Raw genomic sequence first — 15,307 nt, 5'->3', positions numbered from 1 at the left:
AATCTCAATGATAAATCATTGAGATTTTTTTTTGTTTCTAACCAATTCTGTTTTTAGAAACTATTTTTATACCTTTATTTTAAAATTTAACAATGAAAAAGTTTATTACATTATTAGCTCTTATATTTATAATCTCATCTTGTAAAAGCGATAAGAATAAGATTGTAAATAATACCTCTGCTAAACAAGATAATATAGATTTGATTAACAATAAGAATACAAAAGAAATGACAAAGGAAACTGTAACATTTCCATCTTTAGATGGTTTAACTATTACTGCAGATGTTTATAAAGTAGATAAAAACCCAATTACTATTTTACTATGCCATCAAGCAGGTTTTAGTCGTGGAGAATATAAAGACACTGCTTTACTTTTAAATAGCTATGGTTATTCTGTTATGGCAATAGATCAACGTTCTGGAGACGGAGTAAATGATGTTATTAATGAAACTGCTAAGTTGGCTAAGTCAAAAAACTTAGAGACAGAATATATTAATGGTAAGCAAGATATTATTGCTGCTATAGATTATGTGTATAATGCAAATGATAATACTCAATTGTTAATTGTTGGGAGTTCTTATTCTGCTACATTAGCTATGTTAATAGGGGAAAATAACGACAAGGTTAAAGCAATTGCAGCTTTTAGCCCAGGAGAATATTATAAAGAAATGAATATTCAAACTGAAATTAAAGATTTAGATAAGCCTACTTTCGTTACTGCATCATTAGATGAAACAAAAGACTTAAGTTCTTTAGTGAGTAAAATGAAAACAGAAAAGCTTACGCATTACAAACCCACCAAAGAAGGTATTCATGGTTCTCGTGTATTATGGGAATCTACAAAAGGTTTTGAAGGTTATAGAAGTGCATTTAAAGCATTTTTAGATAGTATTTAAGTTCTCCTTTATACTAAGTCTAATATTCTTTCTAAAGCCATTCCTCTTGAGCCTTTAATTAATAGTGTTGTGTTTTTTATTTCTAAGGTGTTTAGTTTTTCTTTTAAAGTTTCAAAAGAGATAAATTGTATTGCTTTATCAGATTTGTTTTCAGATTTAAAAAAGTTTTCTCCAACTAAATAGACAGCTTCGATATTTAAGCTCGTAGATAAGTCTAAAATTGCCTGATGTTCTTGTATTGCATCTGTTCCTAACTCAAACATGTCTCCTAAAAAAGCTATTTTAGTATCATCTTTTAAAGCACTAAAATTTTCTAATGCTGCTTTCATGCTTGTTGGATTTGCATTATAGGCGTCTAGAATAATTTTATTTGTTCCTTTTTGTATTATTTGTGATCTATTGTTGGTAGGAGTGTAGCCTTCTAATGCTTCTTTAATTTCATTTAATTCTACATTAAAATATTTTCCAATTATTGATGCAGCACATAGGTTTGTGAAATTATATTTTCCAATAAGTTGAGAGTTAATTGTAAAGTCTTCTATTTTAAAAGAAACAAATGGATTCGCTTCAATAAATTCTATTTTAAAATAGTTAGAATCTGTTTCAGAAAAACCAAACTTTTTAAAATAAGTGTTTAGTTTTTCTTTTTGAATGGGATCGTCTGCATTTAAAAAGATGTGCTTAGTATTCTTAGTTAAATAGTCGTAGAGTTCACTTTTGCCATTAATTACACCTTGTGCACTTCCAAAACCTTCTAAATGGGCTTTCCCAAAGTTAGTAATGTATCCATAATCTGGTTTTGCTATGTTGCAAAGGAAATCAATTTCTTTTAAGTGATTTGCTCCCATTTCAACAATACCAATCTCTGTTTCATTGGTCATTGAAAGTAATGTTAAAGGTACTCCAATATGGTTATTTAGGTTCCCTATTGTTGCTGTTGTTTTATACTTTTTAGAGAGTACTACGTTTATTAATTCTTTGGTGGTTGTTTTACCATTACTTCCTGTTAAAGCAATTATAGGTATGTTTAGAAAATTTCTATGGTAAGAAGCTAGTGCTTGTAATGCTTCTAGTACATTGTCAACTAAAATAGTTTTATCAGATGTTTTATGCTCAATTTCATCTATTATAACATAATTAGCTCCTAAATCTATTGCTTTTAGAGCGAAGGTATTACCATTAAAATTATCACCTTTTAGGGCAAAAAACATATTGTTTTTAGATACTTTTCTCGTGTCTGTTGAGATACCTGTACAATCTAAAAATAGGGCGTGTAGTTGTTCTGTTTTCATAAAATAAAAGTATAAAAAAAGTCCTAACTAAACGTTAGGACTTTTAATATTATTTAAAACTAATATTAGTTTTTAGTTTTGTTTTTAGATTTAGATTTAGAACCTACTCTAGACATTGCACATCTAAACCCAATATAGTCTGTAGCCATATTTTGTGGGAAGTAGCGTCTTTGTGCTGGATCTAACCAGTATTCTCTATCTTTCCAAGATCCTCCTTTAAATACACGAGCTTCGTCGTTAATTAAAGATGTCCTTTTACTACTCTTATCCCATTCTCTAATCATGTTTCCAGAAGAATCAACCTCTGTAGAGTGTTTAGGTGAGTTGTACATTTTACTTGTTAGAGCATCCTTTTCTCCTTCTCCTTCTGCTTCATCAAAATCAGCATATCCACGAGAAGAACGTCTGTCACCATCTCTAAAGTTACGGTTATCACTTCTATCGAAGTTTGTTCTTAAATAAGTTTCATCTTCATCAACAGGAACTTGAGCAATTTCACCTGGTAAATCTCTTGCGATTACTTTTCCGTTTGGAAGTGTATCAAAAACAATCTCATCTGTAGTTACAATTTTTACTGTTCCTTCTTCAGTAATAGCGTTTTTAGTATAAACGTTTCCTCTATAGTAGTTGAAATCGTTAAACTCATCATCAACAATAGGTCTGTAAACATCAGCAACCCATTCTGCAACGTTTCCTGCCATGTCGTATAAACCGAAATCGTTAGGAGCATAAGATTTTACTTGTGCAGTAATATCTGCACCATCGTCAGACCATCCTGCAATTCCACCATAATCACCTTTACCTTGCTTAAAGTTTGCTAATTGATCTCCTTTAATTTTACGTGTCCCTGAACGAGTGTATTGTCCATCCCAAGGATATTTTTTACGACCTCTATAAACATTATAACTTCTAATTTCAGATAAACCTAAAGCAGCATATTCCCATTCAGTTTCTGTAGGAAGTCTGTACTTAGGAGAAATAATACCTGTTTGTCTTGAAGCATAAACGTTAATTTCTTCACCGTTAGCATCTAATTGAGGTTTTAATTTTCCTCCTCTTAAAATATCTTCATTACCACCAAAGGTTTGAGTTGGTGCATTAATGTAAGTATCTGTACTAAAGTTAGCATCTGCAGTAGCTTCGTATTGGCTATCTTGTTTTAAGTAACCTTCTTGTTGTAAAGCTTTTTCCTGAACTCTATCCGATCTCCAGTTTGCATATTCAACTGCTTGAATCCAACTTACACCAACTACTGGATATTGTCCATATCCTGGGTGACGTAAATAGTTCTCAGTCATTACTTCGTTATAACCCAAACGGTTTCTCCATACTAAAGTGTCTGGAACAACACCTTCGTATATTTTTCTAAAATTTTCATCTTCTGGTGGATAAACTTCCTTGATCCAATCTAAGTACATTAAGTAGTTTTGATTAGTTACTTCTGTTTCATCCATGTAGAAAGACTGAATGTGTTGCTGGTTTGGAGTGTTGTTCCAATCATGCATTACATCATCCTGAACACGTCCCATTGTAAAAGTACCTCCTTCTACAAAAACGGTTCCTGGAGGTGTCTCCTGTTCTTTAAAATTTGTGTTGTATTGAAATCCGCCTTCTTTAGCGTTAATTTCCCAGCCAGTGGCGCTATCTACGTTTGATCCGCCAGATCTACCACAGCCAACCAAGGTAATCGAAACTGCTAATAGCATTAAAATCCTTGATACAATTACTTTTTTCATACTGATACGTTTATGAGCTAATTAAGTTTTTTTTGGAGACGCAATATAATAATTCTACCTAACTCTACAAGCTATTTTGTAAAATTAACTTAAAAATAAATACGCTTTATCCCATTTATTTACTATACATCGATTTGGTCTTTTGTTTTTAGGCGATGTTTTGAGACATTATAACGTCTTATTTTTTAATTTATTATTGTAATTTTGAATTGTTGTTATAAAAATGTTAAAAATGAAATAATAACATTGAAATAATCACGTTATTTAAAGCAATGAAAAAGATATTATTTGGTATTACAGTACTACTTTGTACTATAGCCTATTCCCAACAGAAGAATTTTAATTTAACATGGAACGCTGCTAAAACCATGAGTACAGATGGTTATAGTATTCAAGTGCCTAGTTTTACTCCTATAGAGCATTATAGCTTTAGTCTAAACAATGGAGTTAATTTTGTAACGCAATGGGATGCTAATTCTAGTATAAAGGAGAGCAGTGTAACTTTAACTAATGTTAAATATGCTTCTATTTCTAAAACAGAATTAAAAGATTTAGATTTAAAAACTATTCCTTCATCTATTAAATATAGTTTAAAAAATGCCCAAGCAAGGGAAGATAAATATGCTTTTTTAACAGTTTCAGCAATAGTGAAAACGGGTAGAAATTCTTATCAAAAAGTAACGTCTTTTACTGTTAATTATCAGAATTCTAATTTATCTTATAGAAATGGTAATAATCCGCCAATATCAAATTCGGTTTTAAGTTCTGGTACTTGGTATAAGTTTGGAGTAAATAAAACAGGCGTCTTTAAAATAACTAAAGGTTTTATGGATAACTTAGGGATTAATACAAATTCCATAGACCCAAGAGCTATAAGAATCTATGGAAAAGGAGGGCAAATGATTCCTTATTTAAATGATGACAATTATCCTATAGATCCTATTGAAAACGCAATTAAAGTTGTTGGAGAAGAAGATGGAGTATTTAATAATAGTGATTATGTTTTGTTTTATGGAGTAGGTCCAGAAGGTATTGTAGACGATCCGTTGGTTAATACTAATATCAATCCATATCAAGATATAACTTACTATTATATAAATATAGGATTTGGTAGTGGGAAAAGAATTCAAAATATGGCCGAGCCAACAGGTAATGCTACAACTACTATAACAACATTCCAAGATTATCAATTTCACGAAATAGATGAGTTTAGCTTAGCTTATGTAGGAAGAAGATGGTTTGGAGATAAGTTAGATATTGAAACAACTAAAACTTTCGATTTTAATTTTCCAAACCTTGTAACTACAGAGCCTGTTAAGTTTGTGTTTAATGGTGCATCTACATCTGGTAATGCCGCTAATTGGAGTGTTAGTGTAAATAATAATGAGGTCGCAGCAATTACAACTCCCGGAGTAGATGGACATAATTATGGTGTTAGTGCAAATTATGCGAATGATATAAATGTAGATTCAGATAATCTTACAGTAAAAGTGGAATATGATAAGTTAGGCGTGCCAAGTGCAGTTGGTTATATTGATTATATTTCTATTGAAGCAACAAGAGATCTTAGTTTTAGTGGAGAACAATTTGAGTTTTTTAATCGTGACGCTGCTCAAAATTCTGGAATTGGATTATATACGATGTCTAATGCTTCAAATGTTTCAGAAGTATGGGATATTACTGATGAAAATAATATTACCAATAAGTTAAACTCAGATGCTACTTTAAGTTTTAAATCAGCTTTAGGGAGTTTAAAAAAGTATATTGCTGTTACAAATTCAAATTTATACGAACCAATAAATTTAGGAAACTCTTCAGTTGGAAACCAAAATATTAAAGGAACAATTTTTAATGACAGTCAAGGTAATTTTCAAGACGTCGATTATATTATTGTTACGCCAAGTACTCTTTTAAGTCAAGCTAACCGTTTGGCTCAGTTAAATAGAGATAAAAACAATCTAAATGTAAAAGTTGTTACTTTAAGTTCAATTTATAATGAGTTTAATACTGGGAATAGAGATATCTCAGCAATAAGAAACTTAGTTAGATATGTTTACGATAATGCAAGTTCGCCAGAAAACAGAATAAAATATTTATGTCTTTTTGGAGATACTTCATTCGATTATAAAGCAAGAGTGTCATCAAACACATATAATACACCTTCATGGCATGCTTTCGATAGTTATAATTTAACAAATTCATTTGTCTCAGATGATTTCTATGGTATGATGGATTTAAATGAAGGTACTATGGTCACTTCAGATAGATTAGATATTGCAGTAGGTAGAATAATTGCAGATTCACCAGAGCGTGCAAAAGAGATGGTAGATAAAGTCGAGGTCTATTACTCTAAAGCCGCTTTTGGTAGTTGGAGGAATAATTTTATTGCAATTTCAGACGATGTAGATGAAGTTTATGAAAGAACTCTACAGGAAACTACAGATCAAATTGCCAATGAAATTACTACAGAAAAACCATTTCTAAATGCAATAAAAATTCATGCAGATTCATATCAGCAAGAAGCATCTGCAGGTGGAGACCGCTATCCTGAGGTTTCTACAGCGATTTCAAATGCTATTGAAAATGGAGCATTAGTAGTTAATTACTTTGGGCACGGAGGAGAAGATGGTTGGGCAACCGAGAGGTTTTTTCAAAAGCCAGAAGCTCAGGATTTAAGAAACGACTGTAAATTAAGTTGTTTTGTAACCGTAACCTGTGAGTATACACGATTCGATAATCCGCTTAGAATTACAGCAGGTGAATTAGTATATTGGAATAAAGACGGAGGAGCAATATCCTTAATATCTACAACACGTCAAATTTTTGTGTCTGTGGGAGTTGAATTTAATATTAAACTAGAAGAATATTTGTTTTCATATAGTGATACCGATACTTATTTAGACCATGAATATCCTTCAATGGCCGAAGCGCTTAGGTTAACAAAAAATAGTAATAGTATTGCTGGAGTTGGTCAGAAATATTTGGTATTTTATATCGGTGATCCAGCATTAAAGTTAGCATTTCCACAGCCTAATGTTAGATTAACAAAAATTAATGACGTGCCTGTAGCTGGTAATTCAGAAGTTTTAGAGGCTTTAAGTTATACCAAGTTAGCAGGAGAGGTAACAGATGTTTCAGGGAATTTACTAACTAATTATAATGGTAAAGTTGTTACAACTATTTACGATAAATTAATAGAAAGAGAAACTTTAGCAAACGATAATACTTCTGAAGCAGGATCACCAATTAAACTACAATATGAAACCTTAGGAGAAGTTATTTTTAGAGGGCAATCTACTGTAACAAATGGAGAATTTGAATTCGATTTTATTGTGCCTAGGGATATTGGAATACCTGTAGGTTATGGAAAAATAAGTTTTTATGCCTCAAGAGAAAACTCAGTAAGTGATGAGTCTGGAGGAGATATAAACGTATTGCAAATAGGTGGTATAAATGAAAATGCAGCTGAAGATAATCTTGGGCCTAACATAAACTTATACATGAATGACGAAAACTTCGTTTCAGGAGGTATAACAAACGAGTCTCCAACCTTATTAGTGAAATTACAAGATGAAAATGGAATTAATACAGCAAGTGGTATCGGGCATGATATAGTTGCTATATTAGATGGAGACGAAGTAAATCCATACGTGCTTAATAATTATTATGTAACCGAGTTAGACGATTATACAAGAGGGAGTTTAAGTTATCCTTTTAGAGATTTAGAACCTGGATTACATACTTTAACAGTTAAAGCATGGGATGTTTACAATAATTCTTCTACTGCAGAGTTACAGTTTAGAGTTTTTAATGAAGACGAAAGTCTTGTAATTGAAAATGTACTTAATTATCCAAATCCATTTGTAAATTATACAGAGTTTTGGTTTAGTCATAACAGTTCAGAGGTTTTAGATGTATCTGTACAAATATTTACAGTGTCTGGTAAAATAGTTAGAACATTAAATGGTCAAACAACAGGAGTTGGTACAAAATCTACAAGTTCAACATCGCGAGATATAATTTGGGATGGAAGAGACGATTTTGGAGATAAAATAGGAAAAGGAACCTATATTTATAAATTAAAAGTACATTCTAGTGCCACAAATAAAACAGTAGAAAAAATAGAGAAGCTTGTAATCCTATAATAAAAAATTATATTTGCCAAATAAAATTGATTTATGAAAAAGAATATTTTAATAATAATTGTGTTAATTTTTGCTTTAAATAGTAATGCACAAAATCCAACAACAATAATAGCTGATTCAGATACAAGAGTAATAACAACAGGAGTACCTTTTCTTTTAATAGCTCCAGATGCAAGAGCTGCAGCAATGGGAGATATGGGAGTCGCAACATCTCCAGATGCATTTTCGCAGCAGTGGAATCCTGCTAAATACGTTTTCTCTACAGCAAAGTCAGGTGTTGGAGTTAGTTATACACCATACTTAAGTAAATTGGTTAATGATATTTTTTTAGGAAACGTTACTTATTTTAATAGGTTAAACGAGCAAAGTGCTTTTGCAGCTAGTTTTAAATATTTTTCGCTTGGAGATATTGAATTTGTTGAAGATGAAAATTCAACGCCACTTTTACAATCTCCTAATGAGTTAACAATAGATTTGTCTTATAGTCTAAGATTAAGTGATCAGTTTGGTATGGCGGTAGCTATGCGTTATTTAAGATCAGATTTAAAATTAAATTTTGGAGATAATGATGCTACAGCCGCAAGTACATTTGGTGTAGATATTACAGGTTACTACCAAAGTGAAGAAGAAGCTTATAATGATTTTAATGGTCGCTGGAGAGGTGGTTTTGCAATTCAAAACTTAGGACCTAAATTTAAATACGACGAAGGCGGACAAGAAAACTTTCAACCAACAACATTGCGTTTAGGTGGTGGTTTCGATTTTATTTTCGATCAATATAATAAACTGGGAGCAACATTGGAATTTTCTAAATTGCTTGTTCCAACTCCTCCAGTTACAGGAGTAGAAAGAGAGTTTACGGATACAAATGGTAATGGTGTTTACGAACCAGATGAAGGAGAAACATTAGGATTGGTAGTTGATGATCGTGTTATTATAGAAGGTCAAGATAATAATGTAGATTTCGTTTCAGGTATTTTTCAATCTTTTGGTGATGCGCCAGGAGGAGGAAAGGAAGAGTTGCAAGAGTTTACTTATGCAGTCGGTTTAGAATACTTATATCAAGATTCTTTTGCTTTTAGAGCTGGTTATTTTAACGAGCACGAAACAAAAGGAGCACGTAAGTTCTTTGCTTTAGGAGCGGGTTTTAAATACAATGTTCTTAATATAGACTTATCTTATTTATTTTCAGCATCACAAGTGCAAAGTCCATTAGAAAGTACGTTACGTTTTTCTTTAACGTTTAATCTTGGAGAAGGAGAATATACAGAATATTAGAATATAGAATATTTCAAAAAACAAAAACTATTGCGCAAAGCAATAGTTTTTTTGTCTAAATTAATTTGTAGTTTTTTAATTAAAATTTATGAAAGAAGTAATAATAGAATCTAAACTTTATGTTTTCGATACTTTAGAAGATACGCCTAAAGACATTCAAAGTTTAATGCAAAATGCAATAGAAGCAAGAGATAATGCTTATGCTCCTTATTCAAGGTTTCATGTAGGCACGGCAATATTACTAGATAATGGCGAAATTATTTCTGGTAGTAATCAAGAAAATGCTTCTTATCCTTCTGGGTTATGCGCAGAGCGTACAGCAATTTTTTATGCAGGAGCTAAGTATCCTAAAGCAAAAATTGTAAAAATGGCTATTACTGCAGCGTCTCAAAACCAGAAAACAAGTGCGCCAATTCCACCTTGTGGAGCTTGTAGACAGTCTATTGCAGAGTACGAAACTAAACAAGAAAGTGCTATCGAAATCTATTTTATGGGAGAGATTGGCAAGGTTATGAGGTCTAACTCATTATCTAATTTGTTACCTTTCGGTTTCGATTCATCAAATCTATAACGTTTTCGTAAAAAAAATCTCGAAATCATATAACATTAGTTAATTTTCACTTTTGGTAAACCAATTCAAAGTGTTACTTTTGTTAGTGAAACAATTTTTTAAAATTGATTAATTGAACGAATATCAATTTTAAGTGGTTTTTAATTTACAGAAAAGAAACACCAAAAATGCAGAAAATAACTAAAGAAGTATACCTTAAATGGTATGAAGACATGTATTTCTGGAGAAAGTTTGAAGACAAACTTGCTGCAGTTTATATCCAACAAAAAGTTAGAGGATTCCTTCATTTGTATAATGGCCAAGAAGCAGTATTAGCAGGCGCTTTACATGCAATGGACTTAACAAAAGATAAAATGATTACTGCATATCGTAATCACGTTCAGCCTATAGGTATGGGAGTAGATCCTAAACGTGTAATGGCAGAATTATTTGGAAAAGCAACAGGAACTTCTCAAGGTTTAGGTGGTTCAATGCATATATTTTCTAAAGAACACCGTTTTTATGGTGGACATGGTATTGTTGGAGGTCAAATTCCACTAGGAGCAGGAATGGCTTTTGGAGACAAATACCACGACCAAAACGCAGTAACTATTTGCTGTTTTGGTGATGGAGCTGCAAGACAAGGTTCTTTACATGAAACTTTTAACTTAGCAATGCTTTGGAACTTGCCAGTAGTATTTGTTTGTGAAAACAACGGATATGCTATGGGAACAAGTGTAGAGCGTACAGCAAACCATACAGATATTTGGAAATTAGGGCGTGGATACGAAATGCCTTCTGGACCAGTAGATGGAATGAATCCTATTAAAGTTGCAGAAGCTTTTGATGAAGCAATTACACGTGCAAGATCAGGTGGAGGTCCAACTTTCTTAGAAGTAAAAACATACCGTTATAGAGGTCACTCAATGTCAGATGCTCAGCATTATAGAACAAAAGATGAGGTTGAAGAATACAAGAAAATCGATCCTATTAAGCAGGTTAAAGATATTATTCTTAAAGAAAACTATGCTAGCGAAGACGATTTAAAAGTAATCGATAAACGTGTTAAAGCATTAGTAGCTGAATGTGAGAAATTCGCAGACGAATCTCCGTATCCAGAAAAAAGCTTAATGTACGATGTGGTATACGAGCAAGAAGATTATCCTTTTATAGATCACAAAATAAAATAAGCTATGGCTGAAGTAATAAATATGCCGCGTTTAAGCGACACAATGGAAGAAGGAACTGTAGCAAGTTGGCTTAAAAAAGTAGGCGATAAAATTGAAGAAGGTGATATTTTAGCTGAAATTGAAACAGATAAAGCTACAATGGAATTTGAGTCCTTTAATGAAGGAGTCTTATTACATATTGGTATTCAAGAAGGAGAAACAGCAAAAGTAGATACACTTTTAGCTATTATAGGAGATGAAGGTGAAGATATTTCTGGATTATTAAACGGAAGTACTACTGAAGCTAAAGCTGAAACTCCAACGGAAGATAAAACTGCAGCAAATACGGAGAGCGAAAGCGAAACTCCTAAAGCCGAAGAAGCATTGCCAGAAGGTGTTATAGTAGTAACTATGCCACGTTTAAGTGACACAATGGAAGAAGGAACTGTGGCAACATGGTTAAAAAAAATAGGTGATACTGTAGAAGAAGGTGATATTCTTGCCGAGATTGAAACAGATAAAGCTACAATGGAATTCGAATCTTTTCAATCTGGAACATTACTGTTTGTAGGTTTAGAAGAAGGAGCTTCAGCAAAAGTAGACTCTCTATTAGCTATTATTGGTCCTGCAGGAACAGACGTTTCATCTATTGCAAAAAACTTTGCAGTTGAAGGTTCTTCAGCTAAAAAAGAAGAAGCTCCAAAGCAGGAAGCTGCAAAACAAGAAACTCCAAAAGCAGAAGTAAAGAAAGAAGCGCCTAAGCAACAAGCTAAAGCAGCTGTTTCTAATACAGATTCAGGTAGAGTATTTATTTCTCCTTTAGCCAAAAAAATGGCAGAAGAAAAAGGTATTCAACTTAATCAAGTTAAAGGTTCTGGAGAAAATGGACGTATTGTAAAACGTGATATCGAAAACTTTACACCATCTGCATCAGGATCTGCTTCAACAGCTAAATTTGTAGCCACTGGTCAAGAAGATTTCGATGAGATACCAAACTCAAACATGCGTAAAGCAATTGCCAAAAACTTAGCGAAGTCTAAATTTACGGCACCACATTATTATTTAAATGTGGAGTTTGATATGGAAAATGCAATAGCATTTAGAAAACAATACAATTCTGTACCAGATATTAAGATTTCTTATAACGATATGATTGTTAAAGCATGTGCTTTAGCATTAAAAGAACATCCACAAGTTAACTCTCAGTGGTTCGACGATAGAATGAAACTAAACAATCACGTTCATATTGGTGTAGCAGTTGCTGTACCAGACGGATTATTAGTGCCCGTAGTTAAATTTGCAAACGAGCAAAGTTTACCTCAAATTGGTGCAGCTGTTAGAGAATATGCTGGTAAAGCAAGAAGCAAAAAGTTAGCTTTAGACGAAATGGAAGGTAGTACATTTACTATTTCTAATTTAGGAATGTTTGGTATCGATAGTTTTACATCTATCATTAATCAACCTAATTCTGCTATTTTATCTGTTGGTAATATTGTTGAAAAACCAGTTGTTAAAAACGGACAAATTGTAGTTGGTAATACTATGAAATTATGTTTAGCATGTGATCATAGAACGGTCGATGGAGCAACAGGAGCTCAGTTTTTACAAACATTAAAAGGGTTTATTGAAAATCCAGTAACAATGTTAGTTTAAGCTAATTTTGATTAAATTGACTAATCTATTATAAAAAACAAATTAAAATGAAGAACATTAAGGCTATAGTACTAATGACGTTTCTTTCGTTATCAATGTTAATTGGTAATGCTCAAAAAAAGAAAGTTGCAGTAATTACTTTTTATGCAGATAAAACTATTGATTTATCCGCATTAAGTGCCTCGGCAGATTTAATTGCTAAGAATACTAAGCTAAGTGATGATCCAGATTTTAATTTAACCGAGCCACTAAAAAAGCTGCATAATGCTTTTTTTAGTGAATATACTAAGAACTTCGATTTTGAAATTATAGATGAAAAAGAAGTATTATCTAATGATGCTTACAAAGAATTTGTTCCAACTTATCAAGAAGGGTCAACTTTATTAACAAATGTTGAAACAACTACAGCTATAGAAGGTTACAATGTAATTCCTGCTTATAGAAAAAATGTTAAAGATTTAAAGGGTGTAGCAGAAGCTTTAGGAGTAGATGCTATTATGTTTGTTAATCTATCATTCGGGTTTGTTAAAACAGGAATAGGAAGCATGGGATATGTTAGTGTGCAAGCTAGATATGCTATGAATCTTTATACTAAAGATAATAATAGTATTTTTCAATTTAGAGAAATTGCAGGATCTAAAAAGAAAGCTGTAATGGTTGGAGGTATTCCTGTAATGAGTACTAGTAAAATACAACCAATGTGCGAAAGTGCTGTAGAAAAATTGATGAAAGATTTAAATAAAAAAGTACAGCGTTTAGCAAAAAAAGCAAATAAGAAAATGAAATAGGTATCAACCTTTTTTATGTACATATTAAAAAGCCTGAATCAAGAATTTGATTCAGGTTTTTTTTATCTTTAAACTCTAATAAAATAGACAAATGAAAATACTAACTACTTTAGGTGTAATGGCCTTATTTATAGGTTGCGATTCAGCAAAAAAGACAGCAACAGAAACAAGTGTAAGCACTACAATTGAAACTGTAGAAACTACAGTTAAAACAATAGATTTTGTTAATGCAGCAGAGCTTAAAGAAATAGTTTCTTTCTTAGCTTCCGATGAGTTAAATGGTAGAGATACAGGCAGCGAAGGTATAGAAGTAGCAGCAAGTTATATAGAAACTAAATTTAAGTCTTATGGTTTAAAACCATACTTCGAAACGTATAGAGATAATTTTGAAATAGGAGAACTAAGTGCTTATAATGTTATAGGTTATTTAGAAGGCACAGATCCAAAACTTAAAGACGAGTTTATAGTAATTGGAGCACATTACGACCATATTGGTACAGCAAAAGATGTAAATGGAGATACTATTGCAAATGGAGCAAATGATAATGCAGCAGGAACTAGTGGCGTATTATCTTTAGCTAAGTATTTTTCTAAAAATAAAACTAATAAAAGAAGTATCATTTTTACAACCTTTACAGCGGAAGAAAAAGGATTGTTAGGATCTAAACATTTAGCTAAAAGATTAAAAGAAAGTAATATCAATCTATATACAATGATTAATATTGAAATGATTGGTGTACCATTTGTAGGTAGAGATTATGAAGCTTTTATTACAGGTTACGAATTATCTAATTTAGCCGAAAAGATGAATGATTATGCTGGTGAAAATCTTATTGGAGCTTCAGACGTGGCTAAAAAATATGGGTTATTTAAACGTTCAGATAATTATGCGTTTTATGAAGAATTTAAAGTGCCAAGTCATACAGTGTCATCTTGCGATTTAACAAACTTCGATTTTTATCACCATGTAGACGATGAGGTAGATAAATTAGATTACAATTTTATGGCAGGTTTAATAAACAAATTAGCACCAGTTTTAGAGCAAATGGCTAATGCTCCAACACAAGATATTAAAATGAATGAGTAAGAATATAATTATTACAGGTACAAGTAGAGGTATAGGTTTCGAGTTAGTACATATTTTAGCTAACCAAGGACATAATGTATTAGCATTATCTAGAAACGCACAACCGGTTAGTAATTTGCATTTCGATAATATCGAGTCTTTTGCATTCGATTTAAGTAAGAAAGAAGATTACAAAAAAGTAGAAGCATATGTTGCCAAAGAATGGAAACATGTAGATATACTCATTAATAATGCAGGAGCACTTTTAAATAAACCTTTTGCAGAAACTACTATAGAAGATTTTGAACACGTATATAGAACTAACGTTTTTGGTGTTGCCGAAATGACGCGTTGTGTTTTACCTTTTATGAAGAAAGAAAGTCATGTTGTTACTATAAGTTCTATAGGAGGTGTACAAGGTAGTGTTAAGTTCCCTGGATTATCGGCTTACAGTTCGAGTAAAGGAGCTGTGGTGACACTTACAGAGCTTTTAGCTGAAGAATATAAAGAAACAGGACCAAGCTTTAATGTACTTGCTTTAGGAGCAGTACAGACCGAAATGTTAGAAGAAGCTTTTCCTGGTTATCAAGCACCAACATCAGCATTAGATATGGCGAAATATATAGCGGAATTTTCCTTAAATGGAAATAAGTATTATAATGGTAAAATGTTACAAGTAGCTAACTCTACTCCTTAAGTTTTCAATTTAAATAAACGTGACTTTTAGTTAGTTT

Annotated in this window: 11 protein-coding genes; 9 read left to right on the top strand and 2 right to left on the bottom strand. The window is 32.1% G+C overall.

All coding sequences use genetic code 11. The features are described from left to right. Window positions 1-92 precede the first annotated feature (92 nt). Window positions 93-896: an alpha/beta hydrolase gene (locus Q0935_RS13020; protein WP_299253072.1), complete on the top strand. Its 804-nt coding sequence runs from the start codon at window positions 93-95 to the stop codon at window positions 894-896. Window positions 897-904: 8 nt separating this feature from the next. Here Q0935_RS13020 and murF read toward each other — a convergent pair whose 3' ends face one another. Together murF and gldJ are read right to left on the bottom strand one after the other, a co-directional pair. Continuing rightward, window positions 905-2,188 carry a UDP-N-acetylmuramoyl-tripeptide--D-alanyl-D-alanine ligase gene (gene murF / locus Q0935_RS13015; RefSeq protein ID WP_299386921.1) on the bottom strand — a complete coding sequence of 428 codons (1,284 nt, stop codon included), beginning with the start codon at window positions 2,186-2,188 and terminating at the stop codon, window positions 905-907. 65 nt (window positions 2,189-2,253) lie between these two features. Further along, window positions 2,254-3,924, bottom strand: a complete 1,671-nt coding sequence (gldJ, locus tag Q0935_RS13010) for a gliding motility lipoprotein GldJ (protein ID WP_299253066.1) — start codon at window positions 3,922-3,924, stop codon at window positions 2,254-2,256. 272 nt (window positions 3,925-4,196) lie between these two features. Between gldJ and porU the strand changes: the two genes are divergently transcribed. The 8 genes from porU to Q0935_RS12970 all read left to right on the top strand — a co-directional run bounded on the left by porU (window position 4,197) and on the right by Q0935_RS12970 (window position 15,270). Continuing rightward, window positions 4,197-8,069, top strand: a complete 3,873-nt coding sequence (gene porU, locus Q0935_RS13005; RefSeq protein ID WP_299386918.1) for a type IX secretion system sortase PorU — start codon at window positions 4,197-4,199, stop codon at window positions 8,067-8,069. 33 nt (window positions 8,070-8,102) lie between these two features. Next, window positions 8,103-9,347 carry a type IX secretion system outer membrane channel protein PorV gene (gene porV, locus Q0935_RS13000; RefSeq protein WP_299253060.1) on the top strand — a complete coding sequence of 415 codons (1,245 nt, stop codon included), beginning with the start codon at window positions 8,103-8,105 and terminating at the stop codon, window positions 9,345-9,347. A gap of 88 nt (window positions 9,348-9,435) precedes the next feature. Next, window positions 9,436-9,918: a cytidine deaminase gene (gene cdd / locus Q0935_RS12995; protein WP_299253057.1), complete on the top strand. Its 483-nt coding sequence runs from the start codon at window positions 9,436-9,438 to the stop codon at window positions 9,916-9,918. A gap of 167 nt (window positions 9,919-10,085) precedes the next feature. Next, window positions 10,086-11,087 carry a pyruvate dehydrogenase (acetyl-transferring) E1 component subunit alpha gene (gene pdhA, locus Q0935_RS12990; RefSeq protein WP_055435269.1) on the top strand — a complete coding sequence of 334 codons (1,002 nt, stop codon included), beginning with the start codon at window positions 10,086-10,088 and terminating at the stop codon, window positions 11,085-11,087. A gap of 3 nt (window positions 11,088-11,090) precedes the next feature. Further along, window positions 11,091-12,719, top strand: coding sequence for a pyruvate dehydrogenase complex dihydrolipoamide acetyltransferase (locus tag Q0935_RS12985; RefSeq protein ID WP_299386914.1), 1,629 nt, complete (start codon window positions 11,091-11,093; stop codon window positions 12,717-12,719). Window positions 12,720-12,766: 47 nt separating this feature from the next. Continuing rightward, a complete protein-coding gene (locus tag Q0935_RS12980) occupies window positions 12,767-13,507 on the top strand; it encodes a hypothetical protein (protein WP_299386910.1) in 741 nt (246 codons plus the stop codon). A 91-nt stretch (window positions 13,508-13,598) separates the two neighbouring features. Continuing rightward, window positions 13,599-14,594 carry a M28 family peptidase gene (locus Q0935_RS12975; protein ID WP_299386908.1) on the top strand — a complete coding sequence of 332 codons (996 nt, stop codon included), beginning with the start codon at window positions 13,599-13,601 and terminating at the stop codon, window positions 14,592-14,594. Continuing rightward, window positions 14,587-15,270, top strand: coding sequence for an SDR family oxidoreductase (locus Q0935_RS12970; RefSeq protein WP_299253043.1), 684 nt, complete (start codon window positions 14,587-14,589; stop codon window positions 15,268-15,270). Before Q0935_RS12975 ends, Q0935_RS12970 begins: the two co-directional genes overlap by 8 nt. The last annotated feature ends 37 nt before the right edge of the window (window positions 15,271-15,307 follow it).

The sequence above is a fragment of the uncultured Lacinutrix sp. genome (assembly GCF_947500605.1).
Taxonomy (GTDB): Bacteria; Bacteroidota; Bacteroidia; order Flavobacteriales; family Flavobacteriaceae; genus Lacinutrix.
The sequence above is the reverse complement of the archived record's forward strand: the minus strand, read 5'-3'. Positions and strand labels throughout refer to the sequence as shown.

Excerpts from the sequence above, each read along its gene's own strand:
- Q0935_RS13020 (WP_299253072.1), top strand. The coding sequence starts at position 93 with ATGAAAAAGTTTATTACATTATTAGCTCTTATATTTATAATCTCATCT.
- murF (WP_299386921.1), bottom strand. The coding sequence starts at position 2,188 with ATGAAAACAGAACAACTACACGCCCTATTTTTAGATTGTACAGGTATC.
- gldJ (WP_299253066.1), bottom strand. The coding sequence starts at position 3,924 with ATGAAAAAAGTAATTGTATCAAGGATTTTAATGCTATTAGCAGTTTCG.
- porU (WP_299386918.1), top strand. The coding sequence starts at position 4,197 with ATGAAAAAGATATTATTTGGTATTACAGTACTACTTTGTACTATAGCC.
- porV (WP_299253060.1), top strand. The coding sequence starts at position 8,103 with ATGAAAAAGAATATTTTAATAATAATTGTGTTAATTTTTGCTTTAAAT.
- cdd (WP_299253057.1), top strand. The coding sequence starts at position 9,436 with ATGAAAGAAGTAATAATAGAATCTAAACTTTATGTTTTCGATACTTTA.
- pdhA (WP_055435269.1), top strand. The coding sequence starts at position 10,086 with ATGCAGAAAATAACTAAAGAAGTATACCTTAAATGGTATGAAGACATG.
- Q0935_RS12985 (WP_299386914.1), top strand. The coding sequence starts at position 11,091 with ATGGCTGAAGTAATAAATATGCCGCGTTTAAGCGACACAATGGAAGAA.
- Q0935_RS12980 (WP_299386910.1), top strand. The coding sequence starts at position 12,767 with ATGAAGAACATTAAGGCTATAGTACTAATGACGTTTCTTTCGTTATCA.
- Q0935_RS12975 (WP_299386908.1), top strand. The coding sequence starts at position 13,599 with ATGAAAATACTAACTACTTTAGGTGTAATGGCCTTATTTATAGGTTGC.
- Q0935_RS12970 (WP_299253043.1), top strand. The coding sequence starts at position 14,587 with ATGAGTAAGAATATAATTATTACAGGTACAAGTAGAGGTATAGGTTTC.